This window comes from Leifsonia shinshuensis, assembly GCF_013410375.1.
GTDB classification, from domain to species: domain Bacteria; phylum Actinomycetota; class Actinomycetes; order Actinomycetales; family Microbacteriaceae; genus Leifsonia; species Leifsonia shinshuensis.
Window position 1 is genome coordinate 676,017 of record NZ_JACCFL010000001.1, and the last position, 19,171, is coordinate 695,187.

Consider the following 19,171-nt stretch of genomic DNA (forward strand, 5'->3'; position numbering starts at 1 on the left):
AACCTCCCGTCGTACGATCGGCCGCGCTCGCGGCACTGCGATAGACGCCTTTTCGGCGTTCTCATCCGAGCCTAACCGCGAAGACCGGACGATTTCTTGACTGTTTCGGCGGAAAGCTGCGCACCGGCGGCCGATCGCGCAGGAAAGCGGCGTGGGCCCTCTCGCTGACGAGCCGCCCCGACGGAATCCTCTCCGCCGCGTCATGAATCGGCGAGGACGCGCTCTCCTCTATGCCGGGACGTCCTCGTTGCCGACCGGTGCAGCTCGAGAGGAGGCTGCTCGCGGGGTGTCCGTGCATTCGGGAAGGCCGGACGCCCCGCGACCCCCTCGCCGCCCCGCGGGGACCTAGAGTGCTCTCGTGACCACGGAGCAGACCGCCGACGCCGTCATGGCGGCGCTGGCCGCCGTCGCCGACCCGGCCGACGCGGTGTTCCTGCAGCGCTTCTTCAAGACCGGCCCCGGCGAGTACGGCGAAGGCGACGTCTTCATCGGCGTGCGGGTGCCGCAGACCCGCGCCGTCGCGAAGCGCTTCGCCGGGCTGCCCCTGCCCGAGGTGCGCGCACTGCTCGACAGCCCCGTCCACGAGTACCGGCTCGCCGGTCTGATCGTCCTGAACGCCGCGTTCGCCCGCGCGAGCGGCATCCGCACCCGCGACGACGCCGAGCGGCAACGCCTGGCGGACTTCTACCTGCAGGCGGTCCGCGACGGCCGGGTCAACAACTGGGACCTCGTCGACGCCTCCGCCGAGTACGTGCTCGGCGCGTTCCTCCTCGTCCGCCCGCGCGGGGTGCTGGACGAGCTGGCCGCGAGCCCGGTGCTCTGGGAGCGCCGGGTCGCCGTGCTCTCCACGTTCGCGTTCCTGAAGGCCGGCGACGCGTCCACCACGCTGGAGCTCGGGTCGCGGCTGCTGGACGACCCGGAGGACCTGATGCACAAGGCCGTGGGCTGGATGCTGCGCGAGACGGGCAAGCGCGTCGACCGGGCGCTGCTCCTCGGCTTCCTCGACGAGCACGCGGCGCGGATGCCGCGCACGATGCTCGCGTACGCCACCGAGCACCTGGACGCCGCGACCCGGGCCGCGTACCGGGCGGTGCCCCGCCGGGCCGCCGCGGCTCCCCGGAGCCGGGGCGGCCTGGGATGATGGACGAATGGCGAGAACGGTTCGAGGAGCACGTGTCCTGATCACGGGGGCCGCCTCCGGGATGGGGCTCCTCTACGCGGAGCGCGCCGTCCGGGAGGGCGCGCGCGCCGTCGTGCTCTGGGACCGCGACGAGGCCGGCCTCACCCGGCTCACCGACCGCCTCCGGGGCGAGGTCCTCGCCGGTCGCACCGTCACCGCGTGGGGCGCGCCGGCCGGCTCGCCGAGCTCTGCGGGAGGCGCGGCCGCGGCCGGGACCAGCATCCACCCCTACGTTGTCGACCTGGGGGAGCTCGGCGGCATCGCGCAGACCGCCCAGTCGGTGCGCAAGGAGCTCGGCGGCATCGACGTGCTGGTCAACAATGCCGGCATCGTGCGCGGCAAGTACTTCTGGGAGCACGACAACGGCGACGACACCCGCGCCACGATGCAGGTCAACGCGCTGGCGCCGATGTACACCACGCGGGAGTTCCTCCCCGGCATGATCGCGAGCCCGCGCGAGGCGCGCATCGTCAACATCGCCTCGGCGGCGGGAACGCTCGCGAACCCGCGGATGAGCGTGTACGCGGCGAGCAAGTCCGCCGTCATCAACTGGAGCGACAGCCTCCGGCTCGAACTGGAGCAGCAGGGCTACGGCCATGTGAAGGTGACCACCGTCGCGCCGAGCTACATCGACACCGGGATGTTCGCGGGCGCCCGCGGCCCGCTACTCACCCCGATCCTCACCCCGGAGTACGTGGTGGACCGGGTCTGGCGGGCGATGCTCGCCGGCAAGCCCGTCCTGATGCTGCCGTGGTCGGTCGGCCTCGCCAAGACGCTCAAGGGCGTCCTCCCCACCCGCGCGTGGGACGCCCTCGCCGGCCGGGTGTTCGGGGTCTACTCCTCGATGGACGAGTTCACCGGGCGCTGACCGCCGGCGGGTGCCGACGGTCGTGGGTCCCGCCGGTCGCGGCGAGCGTCCGCGACTTGACGATCCGTGCCGATCCCGGGGCCGGACCTGGAGATCCGTGCACGCTCCGTCCTCCGCGCCGCACGCGTGGCCGAGCCTGAGAGCGCGGGCCGAAACCTGGCCCGTTCGTTCGAAAGGCTCCAACATGAAACGGATCGGAACACGGATCAGGACGGCGATCGCCCTCGTCGTCACGACGGGCGTCGCGCTCGCGACGCTCACGGAGGCGCCCCGGGCGGCCGCCGCCGGACCCGGCGCGATCGCCGCCATCGACTGGGAGACCAGGCCCACCCTGTACGGCGGCGTCTACAGCCACGTCCGGCTGGACGTGGACCGGATCGAGGCGGCGCACGCCGGACTGCCGCTCCCGGCGCTGCGCCACGCCAACGGGGACCCCGTGGTCGGGATGCCCTACTACTTCCTGGGCCGCGACCCCGTCACGGGCGCGTACCTGCCCGAGAGCGTCCTGGTCTGCATCGACATCCTCCACGTCGACTACCGCGTTCCGGACGGCTCCGAGTACTTCGACCTGGCGAGCCTGGTGCCGGAGGAGACGGCGGTCCGGATCTCGCGCACGCTGAACGCCGGCCTCCAGCTGGCCGCCGAGCGCGGCCTCTCCATCGCCACCGACGGGTCGCAGCCGCTGACGTTCCGCACCGTCGAGGCGTCCGACATCATGCTCGCCGCCCAGATCACGGCGTGGTACCTGTTCGCGCGGGACAACGTCTCCCAGCCGCTGCCGCACCTCGAGCTGAGCCACTTCTCCGTGGACAAGCGGTTCGCGTCGCCGGACGGCGGCGTCGAGACCATCCCGGACGTCCCTCTGGCGCCGCTGTTCGACGAGCTGGACCGGCTGGTCGAGCGGTTCGAGGCGACACCGGGTTTCAGTACGTCGCCGCTCTCGTTCGACGAGCGGCTCTCGCTCTCCGACCCGGACGCGCTCGGCGGCTTCGCCGTGCAGCTCGACCCGGAGGCCTCCACTCCCGGCGCCGACGCGTACGTGGGGGTCACCACCACGGCCGACGGCGGCATCCACCTGACCAAGAAGAAGCCGTTCGACCGTCCGCTGTCGCTGTCGTTCCGGAAGACGTTCGCGCACGGCCTCGGCGGCGGCCCGCTGCTCGGCACGGGCGTCCGGGCAGCGAACGACCAGATCAAGACCGTCCTCTCCAACCTGTTCGAGTCCGCGTTCGAGATCGTGCTCGAGGAGGACTTCCGGCCCGTCGTCCCGCCGCCGCGCGACCCGGTGATCCTGCCCGCGGTGTCGATCGCGAAGGACGACGGCCGCACCACGGTCGTCGCGGGCGAACGGCTCGACTACGTGCTCGTCGCCGCCAACGCGTCCGACTTCGCGGCGCCCGACGTGGTCGTCACCGACACCCTCCCCGAGCAGCTGGACCTGGTGTCGACGTCGATCCCGCTGAGCGACGCGTCGGAGGGCCGGTCGCTGGTCTGGGAGCTGGGCGACCTCGCCGCGGGGGAGGTGCGGGAGATCGTGGTCTCGGCGACGGTGCGACACGACGTCGCGGTCGGCGACGCCATCGTGAACACCGCGTCCATCACGTCGGAGGGTGTCTGCGAGGAGGACCCGGCGACGGAGTCGGGCCCCTGCACCGACGACGACGTGGACATCGTCGTGCCGCCGCTCGACCCGCCGCCGGTCGACGCGGTGGTGGTCGCGAGCGCCCCAGGTGGGCTCCTCGCCCGCACGGGCGACCCCCTCCTCGGCGCGTACAAGGTGGGCGTGCTGGCGCTCGTCCTCCTCCTCACGAGCGGAGCGCTCGCCGTGGCGCAGGCGCGGGCGCGGCGGTCGCACCGGGGCTAGCGCGCAGCGACCGCCGCGCGGAAGGCCCGCGGCGGGGCGCCGAACCGGTCGGCGAACAGCCGGCTGAAGTGCGCCGCGTCGGTGAAGCCCCACCGCGCAGCGATCTCGCCGATCCGGAGTCCCGCGTACTCCGAGTCGGCGAGGTCGCGGCGGCAGCGCTCCAGGCGCCGCGCCCGCACCCAGGCCGCGACCGTGCTGTCGTGCTCCTCGAACAGCGTGTGAAGCTTGCGCGCCGACATGAAGTTGGCGCTGGCGATCTCGGCCACCGTGAGGTCGGGCCGGGAGAGGTTCGACTCGATGTAGTCCATGACGACGTCGAGCTGGGACTCCCCCGGCCCGTTCTCGCGCTCCTGGAGCGTCTCCACGATGACGGCGCCGAGCATCCCGACCGCGCTCTCGACCACGCGCCGGCCCGCACTGCCCTGGAGCCGGTCGACCGTGCGGGAGAGATGGAGCGCGAGCGGGTGGATGAGGCCGACGAGGGGCCGCTCCCGTGCCAGCCGGACGCCGACCACCTCGTCCACGCTGCGGGCGGGGACCGGCAGGGCGCGGTGCGGGATCCGCACGATGAGGCTCTCGCCGGCATGGTGGAGCTGGAAGGGGCGGGAGGCCGTGTACGCCGTGACGTCACCGGCGCGGACGACCGCCGAGCGCCCGTCCTGGGTCAGTGCGCTCTCGCCGGAGAGCTGGATGTGGATCATCGCGTTGGCGCCGGTCGCGCTCTCGCCGTACGGCTCCGGCTGCTCGACGGTGTGACGCGAGCCGCCGATCGCGTTGAGCACGATGTCGCCGACGACGGCCCCGCTGGCGATGGTGCGGAAGGTCTGCGTCTCCGTGGACGAGCAGATCAGCGGGACCGTCGCCTCGCTCAGCGCCCGGCGCGCCTCGTCGAAGCGCAGGCGCAGGCCCGCGAACCGCACGGCACGCGGCCGCTCCACAGGCTTCATGGTGACCGCCCGTTCTCCCGTCCAGGCTCACCGGCCCGGAGTGGCCGGTGAGATATGAGATTCTTGGTGAGAACCTAGCAGACGGCGGCGGGAAGCTCCAAGGGTGAATCCACGGTCTGCGCCTTGCAAAACGATCCAGACACGTGACATTGTCATCTTACATTGACAATGTGACTACTGGAAGGAATCACCGTGAGAAGAATTCGCGCGCTCGCCGCCTCACTTGGGATCACAGCCGTCGCGTTCGCGGGACTGCTCGTTGGCGGACCAGCGAATGCCGACGAGAGCAGCATCCATGAGGTGCCGCGAGAGCAAGAGCTCCCCTCCTTTCCGGGGTTCGCGCCGGCTGTCGAAACCGTGACGGTGGTCGATGCCGCGACGGGCGAAATCGTCGGCACCCGGACCGATGTCCGGACTCGTGGCGTGAGCATCATCGGTCCGGGGTGCACCACCACCTCCTTGTGCCTGTACTCGAGCCCGTACCGGGGTTACCAGGGGACGGGCAGCATGGCGGTCAACGTCGGCGGAGTCAGCACGTACACGAACGGGAACCGCATCGGCCAGCTGCAGTGGAAATCAGGAAGCTCGACTGTCACAGGCCCGAAGACCACCGGTCCCGTCGCCATCAGCGGCGGACCGGTGACCATCGTGAAGGTCACTCTGTTCTGACGCGTGGCCGTCAGGCGCTCAGGCGACACCCCCGGGCTCGACGTTCCCGCGCCAGCTGCCCGTCTCCGCGGGCTGCGCCTCGATGAACTTCTTGAAGTTGCGCAGGTCCTTCTTGACGGCGTGGTCGTCGACGCCCAGCGCCGCGCCGATCTTCTCGAGCGCGTCTCCGGGCTCCCAGTCGAACTGCACGGTCACCCGCGTGCCCGTGTCGGACAGCCGGTGGAACGTCACGACACCCGCGTGGAGGACGTCGCCCGCGACGGTCTTCCACGCCACCCGCTCGTCGGGGTGCTGCTCGGTGATGACCGTGTCGAACTCGCGCGCCGTCCCGCCGATCTTCACCCGCCAGTGGCTGGTGGTGGCGTCGACCTGGCGCACCTCCTCCACCTCGTCGAGGAAGTGCGGGAAGCTCTCGAACTGCGTCCACTGGTTGTACGCGGTCGTGACGGGCACGTCCACGTCGATGCTCTCGGTCACTGTGGCCATGAGGCTGGTCCTTTCCTTACCGGTCTGGTTCGGGGGCGACGCTAGGCCGCGCCCCGCCGGACGGCGAGGGGGTGGACAGGTCGTCCGGATGGTGGGATCGCGCGACCGCCACCACCAGCAGTGTCACCGCGATCAGCCAGCAGCCGGCCATGATCGCGGAGCTGAAGTCCTCGCCGTAGTCGACGAAGCTCATCCCGTTGAAGAACGCGCCCACCGTGACCAGTGCCGCGACGCCGGTGAGCCAGCGCCAGCCGCGCACGCGCCGCACGAGGCAGCCGATGAAGAGCGCCAGCGTCCCGAGAGCCAGCAGCAGCCCGAGTCCCGCGTGGACGAGCAGCCACGGTCCGCCGCCCCCGCTGAGCGCCCAGCCGAGGCTCGTGAAGGACCGCGAGAAGTACTCGCCGCCGGTGCTGCCGGGGTGCGTCTTCGGCAGCTGCACGAACAGGTTGAGCAGCATCCCGAGGGCGAACTGCACCCCGAACGCGATGAGGAGGGCGATGGCCTGTGGCCGGGGAGCCGCGCTGCGCATGACACCGGGATACCGCGACCGTGGGCATCGGTGCAATCGCCGGGAGCGTTCAGGCGCGCCCGGCGAGCGCGATCACCAGATCATCGGCCGGTCGTCGTCGTCCTCCTCGGCGGCCGCGTCCGCGAGCTCGACCAGCACGGGGACGTGGTCGCTGGGGGCGTCGCCCTTGCGCTCGTTGCGGTGGATGCTCGCGCCGGTCACGCGGTCGGCGAAGGCCGGGGAGCCGAGGATGAAGTCGATCCGCAGTCCCTCGTTGCGCGGGAAGCGCAGCTGCTTGTAGTCCCAGTAGGTGTAGCCGTCGGGCACGATCGGCCGCACGACGTCGGTCAGGCCGGCCTTCTCGAAGGCCGCGAACGCGGTGCGCTCCGGCGGCGAGATGTGCGTGGAGACTCCCGGGACGAGGCTCGGGTCACCCACATCGGAGTCGAGCGGGGCGACGTTCCAGTCGCCCATCAGCGCGAGCTGCTGGTGCGGGTCCTCGCCCAGCCAGCGCTGCGTGTCGGCGGCGAGGGCGGCGAGCCAGTCCAGCTTGTAGACGTAGTGCGGGTCATCGAGGGAGCGCCCGTTGGGGACGTAGAGGCTCCACAGCCGGACGCCGTCCACGGTCGCGCCGATCGCGCGCGCCTCCTTCGGGAGGTCGGGGCCGTCGTGGTCCTTCAGGAAGCCCGGCATGTCGGGGAAGCCGATCTCGACGTCCTCGATGGGCAGCCGGGAGGCGATGGCGACGCCGTTCCACTGGTTCAGCCCGTGCAGGACGACCTCGTACCCGGCCGACTCGAACGCCTCGTAGGGGAACTGCTCCGGCTTGCACTTGATCTCCTGCATGGCCAGGACATCCACGTCCTCCCTGACCATCCAGTCCACCACCCGGGCGACTCGGGTGCGGATGGAGTTCACATTCCAGGTGGCGACGCGCATGCCCCGATCGTATCGGCCACCGGCGACCCCGCTCCCGGGAGCGCGTTAACCGTAGAATGTCAGACGTGACCGACGCACGACAGCAGCTCATCGACTTCATCTCGGCCGAGGCCGTCTTCCACGGCGACTTCACGCTGACCAGCGGCAAGAAGGCCAGCTACTACGTCGACCTGCGCAAAGTGAGCCTCGACCACCGGGTGGCGCCCCTGATCGGGCAGGTCATGATCGACCTGATCGCCGGCGTCCCCGACGTCGTCGCGGTCGGCGGGATGACGATGGGCGCCGACCCGGTCGCGGCCGCGATCCTGCACCAGGGCGCTGCGCGCGGCCTGGCGTACGACGCGTTCGTCGTCCGCAAGGAGCCGAAGGACCACGGCCGCGGCAAGCAGATCGAGGGCCCGGACCTCGCCGGCAAGCGCGTCATCGTGCTCGAGGACACCTCCACCACCGGAGGCTCCCCGCTGAAGGCGATCGAGGCCCTGAAGAAGGTGGGAGCGGAGATCGCCGGTGTGGCCGTCGTCGTCGACCGCAACACGGGCGCCCGCGAGGTCATCGAGTCGGCGGGGTACCCGTACTTCGCTGCGATCGGCCTGGACGATCTGGGGCTGGAATAGTGGCGGAACACCGCGACAGCGCGCCGGGGGACGAGCCGGCCGAGCCGGAGGTCGGCAGCTCCGAGTGGTTCCTCGCGCAACTGAGCGGCGGCCGCCGCGTCGAGCGGGCGGAGCCTGCGGTGTCGCCCGCGTCGGAGCCTGCGTCGGAGGCCGGTGACGCCGAGGCGGACGCCGCCGCTGCTGCTGCTCCGGCTGAGCCGGTGGAGGCGCCGGAGCCCGACGGGGCGGAGCCGTTCTTCCCCTTCGAGGCGCCGCAGCCCGTCGCGGGCGTCCCTCACCCGGCGCCCGCAGCGCCCCCGCAGCCGGACGCCCCGTCTGCGTTCGAGGACCTCCTCCGGGAGCGCCCGGACGAGCCCGGCGAGGACGCTGGAGCCTCGGACGCGCCCTTCGTCGCCCCGACGGAACCGGGCTTCACCTGGAACCTGACGTCCCGGAACTCCGCGCCGCAGGATGAGGCGACGCCTGGTGGCGGAGGTGCCGAGCCGGCTTCGGCGTTCGAGCAGGCCGGGGCGTTCGAGCAGGCCGGCGCGTTCGAGCAAGCCGGCGCGTTCGAGCAGGCCGGTGGCGGGCTGGTGGACGAGGGCCCCTCGGACGACGGGGACGCGGAACCGCCGCTCCGCCGCTCCAACTTCGTCGAGCCGCCCACACGGGGTGTGGCGCCGGGAGCCGAGGGAACGCCGGCCGCGCCGGCCGTGCCCGCGTCCTCGCAGGAGCCTCCGGCGGCCATGCCCTTCGATACGCCGGAGGAGCCTTCCAGTGCGCCGACGGTGGCTCTCAACCTGCCGCCCTTCGCTGCCGAGCCTGCCCCCGAGCCGACGCCGGCCGCGCCCGCGTCGGAGGAGCCCTCCAGCCCGCCGACGGTGGCTTTCGACGTGCCGCCCTTCGCCGCCGAGCCTTCGCCCGAGCCGCCGACGGTTCGGTCCGGCGCTTCTTTCGGTGAGTCCTCGGCCGCCCCCGGCGCTGCGGCCGACCAGGCGGCGGTCGCATCGCAGAGTCCGACGGAGCGCCCTCAGGCTGCTCCGGCGCCGTCGGACGTCCCGTCGGTTCCGCCGACGCAGGCGTTCGAGGAGGCCGGTTTCGTCGCCGCGCTCCGGATGCCGCAGCCCCCGGAGGCCGGCGACCTCTTCACCGGCCCCCAGGAGACGCTGGAGCCGACCACGTCGGAGCCGACCGCCCCGGAGACGACCTCCCCGGAGACGACCTCCCCGGAGACGACCTCCCCTGCGGCGACCTCCCCTGGGGCCGACGCTCCCGAGCCCGCGACCGAGGAGCCGCCTCCCGCGACCGGCCCGATCGAAGGCCACGGACTGGCTGCCCTCCTCGGACTGCTCGACGAGGAACGTCCTGCCCCGCGACCGCTGCTCGGCGACACGACCGGAATCATCCCGCTGCCGCCCACGCCTACGTCGCCGCTGACACGCCGCGAGGCGCTCCAGGCGGAGGCCGAGGCAGAGGCGGACGCCGACTCCGGCCGGGCGCCCGCACCCGCGACCGCCGCAGCGGAGACCGCGGCCTCCGCGACGGATCCGGCGTCGGCTGAGACCGCGGCGCCCGTGCCTCCTGCGGCGACGTGGCCGCCCGCCACCGGGTCCGACGCAACGCAGCCGCCGGCGACCTACCCCTCCGCGCCTGCGCCTGCGCCTGCGCCCGCCGCAGCGGAGCCGACGGCTGAGCCCACTGAACCCGTCCACCCGGTGGCTGCTGCGCCCTTCAGCGCCGGGCTCTTCACCACCGAGCCCTCCGCCACCGAGTCCTCCACCGGTGAGCCCACCGCCACCGAGTCCTCCACCGGCGAGCTCACCGCCACCGATGCATCCACTGGCGAGCCCACCGCCACCGATGCATCCACTGGCGAGTCCACCGCCACCGAGCTCTCCACCGGCGAGCTCACCGCCACCGAGGCATCCACTGGCGCGCCCTTTGCCGAGCCCTTCACCACCGAGCCCGTCGCGCCGGTCCCGTCTGGGCAGCTCAGCGATACGCGTGCGCCGGGGGGCGACGAGCCCCGCGGTGAGGCCGCCGTGCCGACGCCCGGGGCCGAGGTGCCCGCCTCCACGGCCTCCGTGTGGCCGTTCGCGTCGCTCGCGCCTGAGCCCGTGAGCGAGCCGGAGCCGGAGCCGGAACCGCAGGGCCCGTTCGGTCGATTCGACGGCGCGGCGCAGACCGAGGCGATCCTCGGGGCTCCGCCGTCGCCCGCGACCAGCCCGTTCGATGCTGCGGCGCTCGCCGCCGCCTCCGCGGACGAGGCGGACCGTTTCGCGCCGCCCACCGGTCAGGCCGGAGAGTCCGTCTCGACCTGGACGCTGGGGGAGCAGCCGGGCGACGAATCCGCGGACGCGTCCGCTGAGCACGGGGACGAGGCCGGGCACGGAGAGGAGCCGGACGGCATCGCCGCCCTCTTCGGCGACTTCGGCGTCGACGAGGACGTGGACCACCACGAACCCGGCGACGCTCACGATGATCACGCCGTCGGGCAGGCCGAGCCGGCCGCTCCCACCGCACCCGCACCCGCTGCGTCCGAAATCGCAGGGCCCGCGGACGCCGCACCTGCGGCTGCCGCCGCCGGCCTCGGGATGGACGCGATCCTCTTCCCGGATCTCGCCACAGGGGAGTCCCCGGCCGAGCCCGATCCGGCCGCGCCGCCGCATCACGCTGCCGCTCACCCGCCGTTCGGGGCCACGGACGCCGCTCCCGGACTCTCGCCGTTCGACGAGCCGTCCGCCGCGATGGAGGGTCCGCAGTTCGGCACGGGCGCGATCGGCTTCGACTCCGCCGAGACGCCCACGGTCGCCTTCGATCCGCTCAGCACGCCGACGGTCGCCTTCGACGCGGCCGCCGCCGCGCGCGACACGACTCCGCCGCCCGCTGCGGGGACCGCCGGGGCCGGAGCGGCCGCCGCGACCGACGGCGCAGGGACGGCCGCCCCTGCCCACGGGTCCGGCCCCGCCGCGACCGGTGCCGCCGCGACCGCCGGAGCCGCCGCGACCGCCGGAGCCGCCACGGCTGGAGCCGCACCCGGACCCTCCACCCCCACCTCCTCCGCCTCCGCACCCACGACCACCCCACCGACCCCGCCCGCTCCGCCCACCGAACCGCACCCGCTGAACCGCCGGCTCTTCCTGATCCTCGGTGTGCTGGCCGTGCTGCTCGTGCTGGTGGGCCTGTTCGCGCTGGGGACCCGCATCCCGTCGATGTTCGGCGCGGCCGCGACGGCTCCGCCCGCCTCCCCGTCCACCAAACCGTCGGCGACCCCGACGCCGACGCCCACGCCGACACCGACCGTCATCCCGAAGCCCGCCGCGGCGGTCGGGCCCGGCGTCCACCAGTGGGACACCCTCGGCGGCGGCGAGTGCATCCAGCCGTACACGAACCCGTGGGCCGAGACGTTCACCGTCGTGGACTGCGCCACCCCGCACTCCGCACAGCTCGCCTACACGAACCTGATCTCGGCCGACCCGGCGGCCGCGTACCCGGGCGCGGACGCGCTGGCCCAGCAGATCAACACGCTGTGCACCGCGTCGGGCGTCATCGACCTGACCGCCGCGGCGGCGTACCCGGACCTCCAGGTGCAGGGCACGTTCCCGGCGACGGAGGCGCAGTGGAAGAGCGGGCAGCGCTCCTACTACTGCTTCGCCAACCGCTCCAGCGGCCAGCCGCTGACCACCTCGGTCGCGGGCAAAGGCCCCACGGGCTGACGCCCGGCGGCGAGCCCGCCCCGGCGGCCGAGCCCGCCCCGGCGGCTCAGAGGTCGGACTCGACGGGTCCGGTCGAGACCAGCTCGTGCACGCCCGACAGGATCTCGTCCGGGCGGAACGGGTAGCGGTCGATCTCGGCCTGGTCGCTGATGCCCGTCAGCACCAGGATCGTGTGGAGGCCGGCCTCGATCCCCGCGACGACGTCGGTGTCCATCCGGTCGCCGATCATCGCCGTGTTCTCGGAGTGGGCGCCGATGCGGTTGAGCGCCGAGCGGAACATCATCGGGTTCGGCTTGCCCACCACGTACGGCTCCATGCCGCCGGTGGCCTTCGTGATCATGGCGGTGACCGCGCCCGTGGCGGGCAGCGGGCCCTCGGCGCTCGGGCCGGTGGCGTCCGGGTTCGTGGAGATGAAGCGTGCGCCGGCGCCGATCAAGCGGATCGCCTTGGTGATCGCGTCGAAGGAGTAGCTGCGGGTCTCGCCGACGACAACGTAGTCCGGGTTCGTGTCGGTCATGATGAAGCCCGCCTCGTGGAGCGCGGTGGTCAGGCCGGCCTCCCCGATCACGTACGCGCTGCCGCCGGGGGCCTGCGACTTGAGGAAGTCGGCGGTGGCCAGAGCGGAGGTCCAGATCGACTCCTCCGGAACGTCCAGGCCGGAAGCGCGCAGCCGGGCGGCGAGGTCGCGCGGGGTGTAGATCGAGTTGTTGGTGAGCACGAGGAAGGGCGTGCCCTGGTCGCGCCACTGCTGGATCAGCTCGGGGGCTCCGGGGAGCGCGGAGTTCTCGTGGACGAGCACGCCGTCCATGTCGGTCAGCCAGCATTCGATCTCGTCGCGACGCGCCACGCAGGACCCCTTCCGAAGGTGAAGTGACGCCACCAGCTTATTGCCCGGGGGTTGCGGGCGGGTTTCGGCCTGCTGTCGGGATGACGCACAGCGCCGGGTTCCGGTCCGCTGTCGAGATCCCTCCGGCCGCCTCCCGTTACGCTGAGTCGGTGAGTCCGGACACCCCGCAGCCGCCCGAGCAGGCCGAGCCGCCCCTGCCGCCGGGACTGCCGCCGACCGCCGAGCTGAGCACGCACGGCGTCGGCCCGTGGCCCGGTGCGTGGCCGGACGACGAGCGCTACGACCCGGAGCTGCTGAGGCACGGCGACACCCGCAACGTCATCGACCGCTACCGGTACTGGCGCATGGAGGCCGTGGTCGCCGACCTCGACGAGCACCGCCACCCGTTCCACGTGGCGATCGAGAACTGGCAGCACGACATGAACATCGGCTCCATCGTGCGCAGTGCCAACGCGTTCGCGGCGGACACGGTGCACATCATCGGCCGCCGCCGCTGGAACAAGCGCGGGGCGATGGTGACCGACCGTTACCAGCATGTCGTCCACCATGACGACGTGGAGGCGTTCGTCGCCTGGGCGCGGGACGCCGGCCTCCCGATCGTGGCGGTGGACAACGTGCCCGGTTCCGTGCTGATCGAGACGTACGCCCTGCCGCGCGCGTGCGTCCTGCTGTTCGGTCAGGAGGGGCCCGGCCTGTCGCCGGCCGCCCTGGAGGCGGCGGACGTCGTCGTGGAGATCTCCCAGTTCGGCTCCACGCGCTCCATCAACGCCTCGGCCGCGGCCGCCGTCGCCATGCACGCCTGGATCCTCCAGCACGTCCCCTTCCCCACTTAGCCCCCGAGCACAGGAAAAACGTCGCTAAACGTGGCGTGGAGGCGACGTTTATCCTGTGCTCGGCGGCTTGCGGGGTCAGCGGTTGGCGCGGCGGTGGACGAGTTTGAGGGCGGACCAGTCCTGGGACAGTGCGGCGACTTTGACGTCGACGAGGCCGCGGGCGAGCGCGGTGTCGCGGATGATGTTCTCGTCGAGGTCGCTGACGTGGCCCGCGGCCTTCCGCGGCCAGGCGGCCCAGATCATCCCGGCCGGGTGGATCCGCGGCGCGAGCGCGTCCAGCTCGCCCACGTAGTCAGCCGCCTCCCGGTAGAACGCGACGATCAGCCCGGCCGGCTCCGTCGACGCGGGCGGGAGCCACTCGACGTCCACGGGCCCGTCCTCCACCGGCACCGCCCAGCCCGGGTCGGCGTGCAGGAGCTGCGCGCGCATCCCCGGCTTGAGCCCGAGCTTCTTCCAGAGCGGCGTTCCCGAGTAGCCCGCCGTGCGCACGCCGGTCACGAGGCGCCCGTCCAGCCGGCGCCGGCCGCGATGCGTGCGACGGCGTCGGCGTCGAGGTCGTAGACCGTCTCGCCGTCGCGGGCGTCGGGCGCCCGCACGACGTGGGTGCGCGGCGGCCCGTCGGCGGGGAGCTCGATCAGCGCGAACCCGGCTCCGCGCTCGGCGCGCTGGTGCGGCGGCGGCTGGAGGACGTCGGTGGTGTTGGCGACGGCGGGCGCGACGACGACCGGGATGCCGCCCGCTCCCGCCTCGGTGACGAGCGCGTGGTGGTAGTGCCCGGCCAGGATCAGCCGGACGTCCCCCGCCGCGCACAGGTCGAGCAGCGGCCCGGGGTCGACCAGCCGCAGCGTCTCGAACAGTCCCGTCGTGGGCGGAACGGGCGGGTGGTGCAGCACGACGACGGTGCCGTCGGCGCTCGGCTCGGCCAGAGCCTCCCGCAGCCGTTCGAGGCGTGCCTCGCCGATCAACCCGTATCCGGCGCGGGCGACGGTCGTGTCCACGGTGACCACGCGGAATCCGCGCACGCCGAACGTCGCCTCGCGCGCCCCGAGCACCTCCTCGAAGCCCTCGGCGAGGTCGTGGTTGCCCATCGCGTACGCCACGACCGCGCCGCGTTCGGCCGCCCAGGGCTCGAGGCGGTCCCGCAGCAGGCGGTAGGAGGCCGCGCTCCCGTCGTCGGAGAGGTCCCCGGAGGCGACCACGAGGTCGACGGCGTCCAGCTCCCCGGCGCGCGCGAGCACGCGGTCGAGCGCGGCGAGCGTGTCGACCAGGCCGTACTGCAGGCGGCCGTCGCCGTAGAGGTGGGTGTCGCTCAGGTGCAGGATGCGCAGTCGATCGGTCACGCCGCCCACCCTAGCGCCGGGGCCCGACCATCCCGGGTCGGCGGGACGGCCGGGGCGCCTGGCGCGCCCGGCCGATCCGCTCAGCCGATCAGCGACGGCCGCAGGTCGCGCAGCGTGCGGAAGTGCGTCATCCGCGTCACGCCGATCGCCGACACGAGCAGCGCGATCAGCATCCACACCGCGAGCACGCCCGCGTCCGCCCACGCCGTCGCGGGGTTGCCGCCGTACATGAGCTGACGGATGCCGTCGACGGCATACGACATCGGCAGCACGTGGTGCAGCCCCGCCAGCGGGCCGGGGAGGGTCTGCCACGGGAAGGTCCCGCCCGCCGTCACCAGCTGGAGCACCATGAGCACGAGGCCGAGGAACTGGCCGACGCTGCCCAGCCAGACGTTGAGGGCGAGGATGATCGCCGCGAACGTCACCGACGCGAGCGCCATCATCCCGAACATGCCGAGCGGGTTGTGGATGCCGAAGCCGAGGGCTCCCGACACGATCGCGAACAGCCCGATCATCTGCACCGCGCCGAGCAGGCCGGGCGTGAGCCAGCCCGCGAGCGTGATCTTGACCGGCGAGTGCAGCGCGGTGATCGCGCGCCGCGACACCGGCTTGACGATGAGGAACAGCGCGTAGATGCCGATCCAGCCCGCGAGCGCGACGAAGAACGGCGCCAGTCCCGCGCCGTAGGTGCCGGCCGACGTGACCGAGTCGTTCTTCAGGTTCACGGGGTCGGCGATGGTGGACGCCTGCTTCTTCTGCAGGGCGGGCGAGTTGTCCGGGATCTGGGCGACGCCGTTCGAGAGCCCGTCATGCAACTGGGTCGTCCCGTTGTGCAGGGTCGTGAGCCCGTCGCGCAGCTGTGCCGAACCGGCGGCGGCGCTGGAGGCTCCGCTCGCCAGCTGGCTCGCTCCCGCCTGGGCCTGGGACGCGCCGGCGGCGACCTGCGTGGCGCCCGACGACACCTGCGCGGCGCCGGCCGCGACCTGGTCGGAGCCCGCGGCGAGCTGGTTCACCTGGCCGACGGCCGACTGGATCGTGGTGTTTCCAGCCTGGACTTTCTTGTCGATCCCGTCGAGACCGGCCTGCACCTGGTCGATCACGGCCTGGTTGACGCCGGCCGCGTGGAGCTGCGCAATGAGCTGCTGCCCGGCCGCGGGAGCGTCGACGGCGAGCTGCGCAGCGGCCTGACCGGCCTGCCTCGCCTGCGCGGCGAGCTGGTCGTTCCCCGACGCGACCTTCGCCGCGCCCGCGCTGACCTGCTGCGCGCCGTCGCGCACCTGCGCCGCACCGGACGAGAGGTCGCCGAGCTTGCTCGCGAGCGTCTGGGACCCGTCGGCGAGCTGCGCGGTGCCGTCGGCCAGCTGGGCCGCGCCGCTCTGGGCGCTCGCGCTGCCGTCCACGAGCTGGGCCGCGCCGCTCTCGGCCTTCACCAGGCTGGAGCGGATGTCGGCGAGGCCGAGCAGGAACCGCTGCGCGGCCTCCTCGTTGACCTGCTTGACGATGGCGGTGCGGATCTTCTCGGCCGCCTGTGTCCCGATGGTCGAGGCCAGGTAGCTGTTGGTGTCGTTGGTCGTCAGGGTGACGACGGCGCGCTGCGGCGCGGTGCCGGAGGCCGAGGCGAGCGACGACGAGAAGTCGGACGGGAAGGTGATGCTGAAGTCGTACTTGGAGTCGTCGACGCCCGTCGCCGCCGACCCCGAGGCGACCCGGTGCCACTGGAACGAGCCGTCCGCGATGAGCTGGTCGGCGACCTGGTCGCCGTAGTTGACGCTCTTGCCGTCGATGGTCGTCCCGGCGTCGTCCACGACGATCGCCGCGGGGATGCGGTTGAGGTTAGCGTACGGGTTCTGGTTGGCCCAGAGGTAGAGGCCGCCGTAGAGCACGGGCACGCACATCAGCGCGATAAGCGCGACGATGGACATCGGGCTGGCGGTCAGGCGGCGGAACTCCGCCGCGATCATCTGGGGGATCTTCATGCGCCCTCCACGGACGGCTCGGTCAGGATCAGGTCGGGCAGTTCGTCGGTGTCGTCCCTGCCCGGGTCTTCGTCGTAGGTCTGGGGTCCGCCGTCGGCGGCGTCCCCGTCCGCGGCGAACTGCCGCGACACGAGTGCGGAGGCCGCGATCGCCGCGGCGGAGGCGTCTCCGGCCACGACGAGCACCGCCAGCCCGCGCGCGGCGAGCTCGCGGGCGAAGCCCCACCACTCCACCGGGTCGCCGCCGTGCCGGTCGGGGGAGACGATGACGACGCCCTCCACGCCCTTCCGGAGGAGCGCGAGCTCGGTGAGGAGCCGGATGCGGACGGTGGGCGGCACGGTGCCGATGGCGTAGCGGGCGTACTCGGCGGCGCCGAACTCGGCCAGGCGCCGGCGGACCGCGAGCGGGTGCGAGGCGAGGCCGGCGAACATGAGCTCCTCGGCGACGATGCCGGCGACGGTCACGTCCGGCGCGGGCTCGCAGACATCGGGGGCGTCGACCAGTGCGATGCGGCGGCGCATGGCGCCGTAGTCGGTGCGGCCGTCGATGGTCACGGCGCCGCTGTCCGGCCGCATCCGCCCGGACGCGATGAGGCCGAGCACGGTCGGCCGCTGCTCGGTCTCGGCGCGCGAGAGCGCGGCGCGCCCGGTCTCGAAGGCGATGGTGGTCGCCGGGAGGGCGGCGTCGCGGGGGCCCTTGGCGACGGAGTCGAGGACGATCCTCATCGGTCCGCCCCCTCGTCGTCCTGCACGGCGTCGTGCTGCATGGCGTCGTCGTCCTGCACGGCGTCGAACGCCAGCTCGGGGGTCGCCGCGAGCAGGTCGTCCGCCTCGCGCCAGCCCATCCCCGCGGCCGAGAGCGCCGCCAGGATGACGAGCCGGTGGCCGTCGCGGTCGGAGAGCTTCGCGCGCGTCGCCTCGTCCAGCACGGACACGGCGGCGTGCTCGATGAGGCGGGTGACGGTCTCCCGGTCGAGGTCGGCGCGGATCGTGCCGTCGGCCATGCCCCGGCCGACCGTGGAGCGCAGGCGCTCGCGCGCCGGGTCGAGCGCGGTGCCGACCAGTTCGCGGTGCGGGCCGCGCACGGCGAGCGCGGCGCTGACCCGGATGTGCTCCACCTCGGCCCAGAGGGTGGCGCCGAACAGCGCGATCTCGACCCGGGCGTCGGGATGCGACACCGGGTCGAGCAGGGCGGCCAGCCGGGCGGCGCCGCGCGTGAACACGTCGATCAGCAACTCGTCGCGGTTGGCGAAGTGGCCGTAGACGGCGCGGCGGCTGAGCCCGGCGCGCGCGGCGATGGCCTCGAGGGAGGCGTCGATGTCCTCGTTGAGGGCGGCGGCGGCCGCGACCAGGAGAGCCTCCCGGTTCGCGGTCGCGTCGCGCCGCGGGGCGCGCGCGGGCGCGCCCGAGCGGGACGCAGGGATCGTGGGCATGCGACGATCCTACTCTTCTTGCACACTTGTGTGCAAGTTAAGTCGTCAGGCGGACACCGCGCGGCCTCCCGCCAACCTCGGCAGCCGCACACTGCGCCGCGGAAGGCGGCGCGACCCAGCTGGTACAGAAGGGACGACATCCCGGCCAATGTAGAACTTCGCTCAGCTTTGCGACAATGCCCGTTTCGTTGCGCGGCGCCCGATTGGGGAGTTGGATGGCCCGGGGTCGCGGATCGGGCCGCGCCACGAGGGAGGGGCGCGCATGGCTGCCACCGGCGAGCGGGGAGGGTCTGTCGGCGGCGACGACGTCGCCATTCGGATGGCGCGGGCCGGAGGCGCTGCGGCGGTCGTCGGGACGGTCTTCCTGATCGCCTACTTCACCGTCCCCTCGCTCGCGGGCTGGCCGTACGCGGGCGGGACAGCCGACCAGCTGATCCGCTACGTCGACGACCACGCCCTGCTCTTCTACGCCGGCGGCTGGCTGCAGGGCGTCGGCAGCGCGCTCTGCATCGTGTTCGTGCTCGTGGTGGTCCGGCTCGCCCGCACCGCGTGGACGCTCCCCGGGCTGCTCGCGATCGTGGGCTCCGCCGTGCTGCTCGCCGTCGTGCTCGCCGAGGCGGTCTTCCTCATCGCGCTGCCCGCCGCCGCCGCTGCGGGCGACCGTGCGACGGTCGCGATCTGCTTCGCCCTGAGCAACGGGACGTTCGTGCGGATCTTCCCGCTCATCCCCGCCCCGCTGGTGTTCTTCGGGATGGCGTACGCCGGCGCCGGGGTGCTGACGCGGGCCCTCCGCGGCGCGGCGCTCGCACTGGCGATCGCGTTCGTCGTCGTCGGCCTGCTCGCGGTGTTCACCGCGGTGGGCGTGTATGCGGGGATCGCGCTCTCCGTGCTGCAGGCGGTGTGGTTCCTCTGGGCGGGCATCGCTGTGATCGCCCGCGCCCGCGCCGTCCGCGAGGGCCGGTGAACACGGCGC

The 19,171-nt window shown here is 73.0% G+C and carries 18 protein-coding genes; 8 read left to right on the forward strand and 10 right to left on the reverse strand.

The genetic code is table 11. The annotated features are described in order from the left end of the window. Positions 1-358: 358 nt before the first annotated feature. The 3 genes from HNR13_RS03390 to HNR13_RS03400 all read left to right on the forward strand — a co-directional run bounded on the left by HNR13_RS03390 (position 359) and on the right by HNR13_RS03400 (position 3,912). Positions 359-1,141 (forward strand): DNA alkylation repair protein, encoded by a 783-nt coding sequence (locus tag HNR13_RS03390; protein WP_218881158.1) that lies wholly within the window; start codon positions 359-361, stop codon positions 1,139-1,141. Between the two features lie 7 nt (positions 1,142-1,148). Further along, positions 1,149-2,048 (forward strand): SDR family NAD(P)-dependent oxidoreductase, encoded by a 900-nt coding sequence (locus tag HNR13_RS03395; protein ID WP_179604447.1) that lies wholly within the window; start codon positions 1,149-1,151, stop codon positions 2,046-2,048. Between the two features lie 184 nt (positions 2,049-2,232). After that, positions 2,233-3,912 (forward strand): DUF11 domain-containing protein, encoded by a 1,680-nt coding sequence (locus HNR13_RS03400; protein ID WP_179604448.1) that lies wholly within the window; start codon positions 2,233-2,235, stop codon positions 3,910-3,912. Here HNR13_RS03400 and HNR13_RS03405 read toward each other — a convergent pair. Next, positions 3,909-4,850: a helix-turn-helix domain-containing protein gene (locus HNR13_RS03405; RefSeq protein WP_179604449.1), complete on the reverse strand. Its 942-nt coding sequence runs from the start codon at positions 4,848-4,850 to the stop codon at positions 3,909-3,911. The genes HNR13_RS03400 and HNR13_RS03405 overlap by 4 nt on opposite strands. Positions 4,851-5,051: 201 nt before the next feature. On the opposite strand from HNR13_RS03405, the gene HNR13_RS03410 reads away from it, so the two are divergent. Continuing rightward, a complete protein-coding gene (locus HNR13_RS03410; protein WP_179604450.1) occupies positions 5,052-5,528 on the forward strand; it encodes a hypothetical protein in 477 nt (158 codons plus the stop codon). Between the two features lie 18 nt (positions 5,529-5,546). Here HNR13_RS03410 and HNR13_RS03415 read toward each other — a convergent pair whose 3' ends face one another. The 3 genes from HNR13_RS03415 to HNR13_RS03425 all read right to left on the reverse strand — a co-directional run bounded on the left by HNR13_RS03415 (position 5,547) and on the right by HNR13_RS03425 (position 7,461). Then, entirely contained in the window at positions 5,547-6,014 is a 468-nt protein-coding gene (locus tag HNR13_RS03415; protein WP_179604451.1) for an SRPBCC family protein, read from the reverse strand. 16 nt (positions 6,015-6,030) lie between these two features. Continuing rightward, positions 6,031-6,543, reverse strand: coding sequence for a hypothetical protein (locus tag HNR13_RS03420; protein WP_179604452.1), 513 nt, complete (start codon positions 6,541-6,543; stop codon positions 6,031-6,033). Positions 6,544-6,615: 72 nt separating this feature from the next. Further along, a complete protein-coding gene (locus HNR13_RS03425) occupies positions 6,616-7,461 on the reverse strand; it encodes an exodeoxyribonuclease III (RefSeq protein ID WP_179604453.1) in 846 nt (281 codons plus the stop codon). A 56-nt stretch (positions 7,462-7,517) separates the two neighbouring features. Between HNR13_RS03425 and pyrE the strand changes: the two genes are divergently transcribed. Together pyrE and HNR13_RS03435 are read left to right on the forward strand one after the other, a co-directional pair. Next, positions 7,518-8,075: an orotate phosphoribosyltransferase gene (gene pyrE, locus HNR13_RS03430; RefSeq protein ID WP_179604454.1), complete on the forward strand. Its 558-nt coding sequence runs from the start codon at positions 7,518-7,520 to the stop codon at positions 8,073-8,075. Further along, positions 8,075-11,770, forward strand: a complete 3,696-nt coding sequence (locus HNR13_RS03435; RefSeq protein ID WP_179604455.1) for a septum formation family protein — start codon at positions 8,075-8,077, stop codon at positions 11,768-11,770. Before pyrE ends, HNR13_RS03435 begins: the two co-directional genes overlap by 1 nt. A 46-nt stretch (positions 11,771-11,816) precedes the next feature. Here HNR13_RS03435 and HNR13_RS03440 read toward each other — a convergent pair whose 3' ends face one another. Then, on the reverse strand, positions 11,817-12,617 hold the full coding sequence (locus HNR13_RS03440) for an HAD-IIA family hydrolase (protein ID WP_179604456.1): 801 nt from the start codon (positions 12,615-12,617) through the stop codon (positions 11,817-11,819). 149 nt (positions 12,618-12,766) lie between these two features. Here HNR13_RS03440 and HNR13_RS03445 point away from each other — a divergent pair, with 149 nt between their 5' ends. Then, positions 12,767-13,450 (forward strand): TrmH family RNA methyltransferase, encoded by a 684-nt coding sequence (locus tag HNR13_RS03445; RefSeq protein WP_382313648.1) that lies wholly within the window; start codon positions 12,767-12,769, stop codon positions 13,448-13,450. 75 nt (positions 13,451-13,525) lie between these two features. Here HNR13_RS03445 and HNR13_RS03450 read toward each other — a convergent pair whose 3' ends face one another. The 5 genes from HNR13_RS03450 to HNR13_RS03470 form a co-directional block, all read right to left on the reverse strand. Further along, entirely contained in the window at positions 13,526-13,948 is a 423-nt protein-coding gene (locus tag HNR13_RS03450; protein WP_246312709.1) for a DUF3052 family protein, read from the reverse strand. Next, positions 13,945-14,790 (reverse strand): metallophosphoesterase, encoded by an 846-nt coding sequence (locus tag HNR13_RS03455; protein ID WP_179604458.1) that lies wholly within the window; start codon positions 14,788-14,790, stop codon positions 13,945-13,947. Before HNR13_RS03455 ends, HNR13_RS03450 begins: the two co-directional genes overlap by 4 nt. 80 nt (positions 14,791-14,870) lie before the next feature. After that, positions 14,871-16,766, reverse strand: a complete 1,896-nt coding sequence (locus tag HNR13_RS03460; protein WP_179604459.1) for a YhgE/Pip family protein — start codon at positions 16,764-16,766, stop codon at positions 14,871-14,873. After that, entirely contained in the window at positions 16,763-17,491 is a 729-nt protein-coding gene (locus HNR13_RS03465) for a hypothetical protein (protein ID WP_179604460.1), read from the reverse strand. Before HNR13_RS03465 ends, HNR13_RS03460 begins: the two co-directional genes overlap by 4 nt. Further along, complete coding sequence (locus HNR13_RS03470) at positions 17,488-18,198, reverse strand: TetR/AcrR family transcriptional regulator (RefSeq protein ID WP_179604461.1); 711 nt, start codon at positions 18,196-18,198, stop codon at positions 17,488-17,490. Before HNR13_RS03470 ends, HNR13_RS03465 begins: the two co-directional genes overlap by 4 nt. A gap of 262 nt (positions 18,199-18,460) precedes the next feature. On the opposite strand from HNR13_RS03470, the gene HNR13_RS03475 reads away from it, so the two are divergent. After that, positions 18,461-19,162: a hypothetical protein gene (locus HNR13_RS03475; protein WP_179604462.1), complete on the forward strand. Its 702-nt coding sequence runs from the start codon at positions 18,461-18,463 to the stop codon at positions 19,160-19,162. Positions 19,163-19,171 lie beyond the last annotated feature (9 nt).

Excerpts from the sequence above, each read along its gene's own strand:
- HNR13_RS03395 (WP_179604447.1), top strand. The coding sequence starts at position 1,149 with ATGGCGAGAACGGTTCGAGGAGCACGTGTCCTGATCACGGGGGCCGCC.
- HNR13_RS03400 (WP_179604448.1), top strand. The coding sequence starts at position 2,233 with ATGAAACGGATCGGAACACGGATCAGGACGGCGATCGCCCTCGTCGTC.
- HNR13_RS03415 (WP_179604451.1), bottom strand. The coding sequence starts at position 6,014 with ATGGCCACAGTGACCGAGAGCATCGACGTGGACGTGCCCGTCACGACC.
- HNR13_RS03420 (WP_179604452.1), bottom strand. The coding sequence starts at position 6,543 with ATGCGCAGCGCGGCTCCCCGGCCACAGGCCATCGCCCTCCTCATCGCG.
- HNR13_RS03425 (WP_179604453.1), bottom strand. The coding sequence starts at position 7,461 with ATGCGCGTCGCCACCTGGAATGTGAACTCCATCCGCACCCGAGTCGCC.
- pyrE (WP_179604454.1), top strand. The coding sequence starts at position 7,518 with ATGTCAGACGTGACCGACGCACGACAGCAGCTCATCGACTTCATCTCG.
- HNR13_RS03460 (WP_179604459.1), bottom strand. The coding sequence starts at position 16,766 with ATGAAGATCCCCCAGATGATCGCGGCGGAGTTCCGCCGCCTGACCGCC.
- HNR13_RS03465 (WP_179604460.1), bottom strand. The coding sequence starts at position 17,491 with ATGAGGATCGTCCTCGACTCCGTCGCCAAGGGCCCCCGCGACGCCGCC.
- HNR13_RS03470 (WP_179604461.1), bottom strand. The coding sequence starts at position 18,198 with ATGCCCACGATCCCTGCGTCCCGCTCGGGCGCGCCCGCGCGCGCCCCG.
- HNR13_RS03475 (WP_179604462.1), top strand. The coding sequence starts at position 18,461 with ATGGCTGCCACCGGCGAGCGGGGAGGGTCTGTCGGCGGCGACGACGTC.